7 protein-coding genes are annotated in these 5,614 nt (G+C 23.4%); all 7 read right to left on the bottom strand.

Features of this window, described 5'->3' with window-relative positions:
- A partial coding sequence (locus AWT72_RS07845) for a Sir2 family NAD-dependent protein deacetylase (RefSeq protein WP_306765437.1) occupies positions 1–311 on the bottom strand: 311 nt, incomplete at its 3' end.
- 19 nt (positions 312–330) lie between these two features.
- On the bottom strand, positions 331–678 hold the full coding sequence (locus AWT72_RS07840) for a DUF6176 family protein (RefSeq protein WP_067143330.1): 348 nt from the start codon (positions 676–678) through the stop codon (positions 331–333).
- Positions 679–737: 59 nt separating this feature from the next.
- On the bottom strand, positions 738–2,096 hold the full coding sequence (locus AWT72_RS07835) for a CCA tRNA nucleotidyltransferase (RefSeq protein WP_067143328.1): 1,359 nt from the start codon (positions 2,094–2,096) through the stop codon (positions 738–740).
- A gap of 41 nt (positions 2,097–2,137) precedes the next feature.
- A complete protein-coding gene (locus AWT72_RS07830) occupies positions 2,138–2,752 on the bottom strand; it encodes a TrmH family RNA methyltransferase (protein WP_067143326.1) in 615 nt (204 codons plus the stop codon).
- A 57-nt stretch (positions 2,753–2,809) separates the two neighbouring features.
- Positions 2,810–3,601: a DUF2314 domain-containing protein gene (locus AWT72_RS07825; RefSeq protein ID WP_082680594.1), complete on the bottom strand. Its 792-nt coding sequence runs from the start codon at positions 3,599–3,601 to the stop codon at positions 2,810–2,812.
- Positions 3,602–3,635: 34 nt separating this feature from the next.
- Entirely contained in the window at positions 3,636–4,601 is a 966-nt protein-coding gene (locus AWT72_RS07820; protein WP_067143324.1) for a TDT family transporter, read from the bottom strand.
- 52 nt (positions 4,602–4,653) lie between these two features.
- The gene (locus AWT72_RS07815) at positions 4,654–5,301 is read right to left on the bottom strand and encodes a CPBP family intramembrane glutamic endopeptidase (protein WP_067143322.1); all 648 of its coding nucleotides are present in this window, start codon (positions 5,299–5,301) and stop codon (positions 4,654–4,656) included.
- Positions 5,302–5,614 lie beyond the last annotated feature (313 nt).

Genomic DNA, 5,614 nt, shown 5'->3' with positions numbered 1-5,614 from the left:
TTTTGAGTAATTACAACTTTTAACTTTCCCTTTTTCTCCATTTTAGCTAAACTTGTATGAGCAAGATTTGGTAAAACTCCATGTACTATTAATTTTTCTTTATAGAATTTATAAAACTCATTAGGGTGTTTTACAAAAAAACTATGAGATAGTATAGTTTCTGGCGGATAATCATATTTTTGATTATATAATCCATCTACACTTCTAAAATCTGGTATTCCACTTTCTGTTGAAACTCCTGCACCACCAAAAAAGACTATATTATTACTCTCATTATACATTTTTTGTAATTTTTCAATTTTATCTTCCATAATTATTACCTCGTATTATTTATTTCATTTGTTCTTTAATTTTATCTGGTATCATTATTACTTCAGCTTTAATATCATTATTTAAATATGTATTATCTATACACATATCCCAATATTCTAGATGTTTAATATCTATATAGCTTTCTGAATCTTGAACATCAATTCCGCCTGTACCTTGAATAGAATACCAATATAGATATTCATATCCATCTATATTTTCTCTATGTATAGATTCAACATACATTTTCTCATTTTCAAGTGTTAGTAAAGTATCTTCCATATTATCATTTAAAAATTTTAACCATTCACTAACTTTACTTTCCATACCTTTTTTTACTCTAAATCTACTTAATTCAACATTTATCATATTTACTCCTATCTAATACTATTAAACATAATATTTATTTTAAAAATATCATTTTTAAACTATCTTTTCTCTAATTCTCTTGCATATGCTAATGTTTGTTTCAAACTTTTCTCTTTATTTATACCTGATAATCTAAGATTATGAGCATACTTCATTAACTCTGAGAATATTTTTCCCTGTTTTATTCCTGAATTTATTAAATCATGTCCTGTTACATGTTCTATACTCATCACTTTATTATATTCTTCCAATCTTTTAAGTAAAAAAATTTCGGTATTTATTAAAGGTTCTTTGCTAATTCTACCCAAATTATCTGCTATTGATACATAAATTAAATCATTAGGTTCAACTGATAAATCAAACATTTTATTTGTAGTTTTTATTTTTGCATTATCTTTTACACACATATTTGGACGCATATGTAATTCAACCATATTTGCAACATAATTTATAAGTTTTCTATTATTAGTAAATCTTTTTAAAAAAGTTTTTGATATCTCTACACCTTCAATATCATGATGTATAGAACTTATTTTACCCTCTATATTTTTAGTCGTAACACTTTTACCTAAATCATGACATAATACCGCAAACATAAAATTAATAGGTTGTTTTACTTTATCTTTTAAACTACTTGCTACATCTATTGCTAACATTGTATGCTCAAAAACATTTCCTTCAGAATGATAAATTGGACTTTGCTCAGTAAATTTTGTATTTTCTAATTCTTTAAACCAATATCCTAAATGGTTTATTTTATCCATCTCTCTAAAAAATATGGATGGTTTTTTTGATTTTTGAAAAACTTTAACAACTTCATAAAATATTCTTTCTTTCGATAATTTAGATAGGTCTATTTTTTTACATAATTCCATAGTTTTTTCATCGATTCCAAAACCAAACCTTGATGCAAATTGACATGCTCTTAATACTCTTAGTGAATCTTCAATAAATGTTTTATCATTTACATGTCTAATGATTTTATTATTTATATCTTTAATACCATCAAAATGGTCAATTATTTCTTCCGTTAAAATATCTTGCATTATTGAATTAATCGTAAAATCTCTTCTTTTAGCTGCATCATATGTTCCCATGTTTTCATCAATAGTAATTTCAAAATCAGTATGAGAGTCTCCAATTTTTACTTCTCTTCTAGGCATTGCTATGTCTATATTATAATTTTCTAATGACATTATTCCAAAAGATTTACCAATACTAATTGGATTACCTAATTCTTTAAGAATTAAATATAGTTTTTCTTCTGAAATGCCATGAATTTCAATATCTACATCAAATTTATCTGATTCAATCCCCATTAATTTATCTCTAATAAAACCGCCGACATAATATGCTCTACCTCCATATTCAGAAACTTCATGAGCAATTTTATTAGCCATTTCAATATCTTTTATCATAATTAGTAACCTCTCATCTATCAATAAAACAATTTATAATCTTATTCTTCTATAATTTTAGGATCTTTTTTCATTCCTCTTTTATTGTGTTTTTGATATTCTCTTCTTTGTTTAGTTATTTCATATAAAACTATTCCTGTTGAAGTAGCAAGATTTAAACTTTCTATAATTCCAAACATTTCTATACTTACACAAGCAACACTATTTTCAACTGCTAAATCACTTATTCCTTTTGATTCATTACCAAACCAAACTGCTAACCTTTTTTGTGTATAATTACCTTCATGTAAAACTACATTTGTTTTACCTTTAATGTGCGGAGACGTAACAATTGATATGAATCTATTTTTATTTAGATGATCTATACATTCTTGCGTTGTTTCAAAAACTTTTACAAAACTCCATTTTATTGCTGATGCAGATTGTTTAATTAAAGATTTGGTTTCTCTCATTTTTTGCCATTCAGAAAATCTTTTCTTTCTATCAATTACATATAACTTTTCTACACCAAGAACATTAATGTTACGTATAACAGTAGCTATATTTTCAGAAAGTTTTGGGTCTTCTAATACTGCTATTAAATTTTTACATTGATAATCTTTAATTTCATCTGCTCTTTTTCTTAAACTACTTTTAGAGTTGTTTTTATTTTCCATTTTTACCACCTTAAAATTATTATTTTCTATTCATATCTTATTAAATTTATAAAAAATTTATTTTAATATTTCTACTATATGTTCCCAATTCATTTGTTTAGCATAATCATAAGCTGTTTTATTAGATTTTGATTTTATATTTTTGTCTGCTCCAAATTTCAATAATACTTCTACCATAGTCTTATTTCCTACAATTGCTTCTTTATGTAAAAGTGTTAAACCATCTTCATCAATAAAACTAACTTCTCCTGGATTTTCTTTTAAAAATTCTTCCATTTTATCTTTCATGGCAATACTAAGTGGATGTTCAATTAAATTTTCTGGATTTTCTTTTTGATTACTTACTAATAAAATTTCATTATAGTCTCCAAAATTCAATCCCCATGCTTTATCATACTCTACCCTATCTTCTTCACTTAATGTAGATCTAATAGCTTGAACTGTAAATCCTCCAAAAGTTTCTCCCCCGATAGCATATAACCAGTCAATAATATCATCTATTTCAAACTCAATAATATCATTCTCTTGAACATTAGTTAATTCATTTGGTTTATTTACTAATCTACCTGTAATTACATCTCCATCAAAATATATATCATCTATCCACATATTTTCTATAATATTTTCGCCATCTAATGTTTCTTGACTAAATGCAATTTTTATTGCAGCAAAATTAAGTCCTTTAACTATTCGTTTATTTTCCCAATATAACTCTCTCCAAAAATATTTAAAAGTATCTCTAGCATTATTTGCAGGTTCCATAATACCCTCTTGACCTACTTTTAAAACATTATTTTCATCTAATAGCGACTCTTTTTTCTTTTTTTTGAAAAAATCAAATATAGACATATTCTTATTCTCCTCTCTTTAATTAAATTTAGCTTTAAATTTTATTAATTATATTTTTATTATCAATCTCTAAAAAAGTTATAGTTTTAAATTTATTATAAAAATATTTTAAATATCTAGCCAAAACATAAATAACAATTAAAAATGTAATAGTTAATTCAAATTTAAATAATAAATTTAAAATATTATTTGTTTCATTATAATATATATTCAATTTATTTAATGCTATTGTCGTAATAACTGTTGGGAATGTGTAAGCTGAAAAACTAGTTGTGAAATCTAAACTTAATAATTTAGGTAAATTTACTAATACTATTGAAAAAAACAATGTAGATAAAGTAAATAATACATATATAATTATACTTTCTTTTACTGTAAATGCAGATAAATATCCTGCTAATAATAATGAAGCTGGTGCTGCAAATACACCAAAAGTAGGCTTATTTTTAATAGATACATTTTTTACAATAAACATCCTATAACAAACTATTGGTAATAGTATAGTATAAAAAGTAAGTGCAGTATAAAAAATATATTGACCCAGTATAATATTATTTAGACTATGAGAAGTAACACTAGCAGCAGCTATTCCAATATAAACAATAAACCATGATGGAAAAACATTTTCTATTGAAAAATTTCTCAAATATTTCCAACTAAATCTTAAAATATATAAAAAATGTGAAACGATTGCAACATACCAAATTATCCTAGCTATTTCAAAATTATATGATTTAATATATGTAGACAAAACCATAGTCGCCATAAATATTGTTGGAAATACACTTTCTATAACAACTGAATTTAATTCATCAAAAATTGCTATTCTTTTTAATATCAATTTCAATATGAAAATCAAATACAATATTAATGTAATAAAAAATAAAGGATAATAAATTAACTTATATTTTTCAAATAGCATGTTTAAAGAAAAAATGGCCAATATTAATCCACCTGTTGGAATTTCATAGTTTTTTATAAATTCAATAATTTTATTCATAATTTATTTATACTCCTTATTCTAAATTTATTTATTATACATATTTAATTTTTTATGAATACATAACTATAAGTCCTATAGTATTTATACAAAAATTGGCAACTAAATGCACTATAGTTGAATTTAATATAGAATTCTTGTTTTTATTTAATAAACAAAAAATAATACCTACTATCATTAAACCTAACATTGATAATGCAAATATATACCATAAAAACATATTTCTTAACATCCCTGTATGATAAATTGAAAACAAAATACTACTAAATAATATAGTGTATCTTGTATTTCTAATAAATTTTAATGCAAAATGTCTAAAAAAGAATTCTTCTAATGTGCAATTTACTGTAACTATGTATATATACACATAAATATAGTTATTTTCACTAACACCTACTGAATTACTTAAACTAGTTTTTACAGAATCAAGTAATCCTAATTTAAAAAATATTGTTCCACCTATAATAAATGAAATAATAATTAATATAGAAAACATTAAAATTTTATTAAAATTATCATCTTTTTTAAATGTTGGCATTTCTATATTATTTTTTAGCATATATAAATATGGTATCATTCCAAATAGCATTAATTTTATAGCAGATCTTACCCAATAAGAAAATCCACCAATAATATCTATAAAAGTCATAATAGTTACTAATATTATTACTAAAATAACTCCTTTAATTTTTTTAGTCATTTTATTTTTGTATGAAAATTTAAATAATTTTACATACCCTCCTTATAAATGAGTATATCATATATTTTATGGAAAAGAAATAAAATAGTGAGCATATAAATAATTCATATTTTATAAAAAAAGGTGAGTAGAATTTTTTTCAAAATTCTTTACTCACCTCTCTTTTTTTTGTATAATGAATTCACCACAAACCATATACAAAAGGAGTACTCTATGTTCAGCCAAAATAAACTTAAACATATTTTCTCTAAAATTAATATATCAAATTTTCTTAATAATATCAAGAAATTTTTTACCTAAATTTGACACTTGT

It is taken from the genome of Oceanivirga salmonicida (genome assembly GCF_001517915.1).
Lineage (GTDB): Bacteria > Fusobacteriota > Fusobacteriia > Fusobacteriales > Leptotrichiaceae > Oceanivirga > Oceanivirga salmonicida.
This window is presented reverse-complemented; position numbering and strand designations above follow the sequence as displayed.

What these genes read in the sequence shown, in the direction of transcription:
- AWT72_RS07840 (WP_067143330.1), bottom strand. Translation starts at nt 678, where the DNA reads ATGATAAATGTTGAATTAAGTAGATTTAGAGTAAAAAAAGGTATGGAA.
- AWT72_RS07835 (WP_067143328.1), bottom strand. Translation starts at nt 2,096, where the DNA reads ATGATAAAAGATATTGAAATGGCTAATAAAATTGCTCATGAAGTTTCT.
- AWT72_RS07830 (WP_067143326.1), bottom strand. Translation starts at nt 2,752, where the DNA reads ATGGAAAATAAAAACAACTCTAAAAGTAGTTTAAGAAAAAGAGCAGAT.
- AWT72_RS07825 (WP_082680594.1), bottom strand. Translation starts at nt 3,601, where the DNA reads ATGTCTATATTTGATTTTTTCAAAAAAAAGAAAAAAGAGTCGCTATTA.
- AWT72_RS07820 (WP_067143324.1), bottom strand. Translation starts at nt 4,601, where the DNA reads ATGAATAAAATTATTGAATTTATAAAAAACTATGAAATTCCAACAGGT.
- AWT72_RS07815 (WP_067143322.1), bottom strand. Translation starts at nt 5,301, where the DNA reads ATGACTAAAAAAATTAAAGGAGTTATTTTAGTAATAATATTAGTAACT.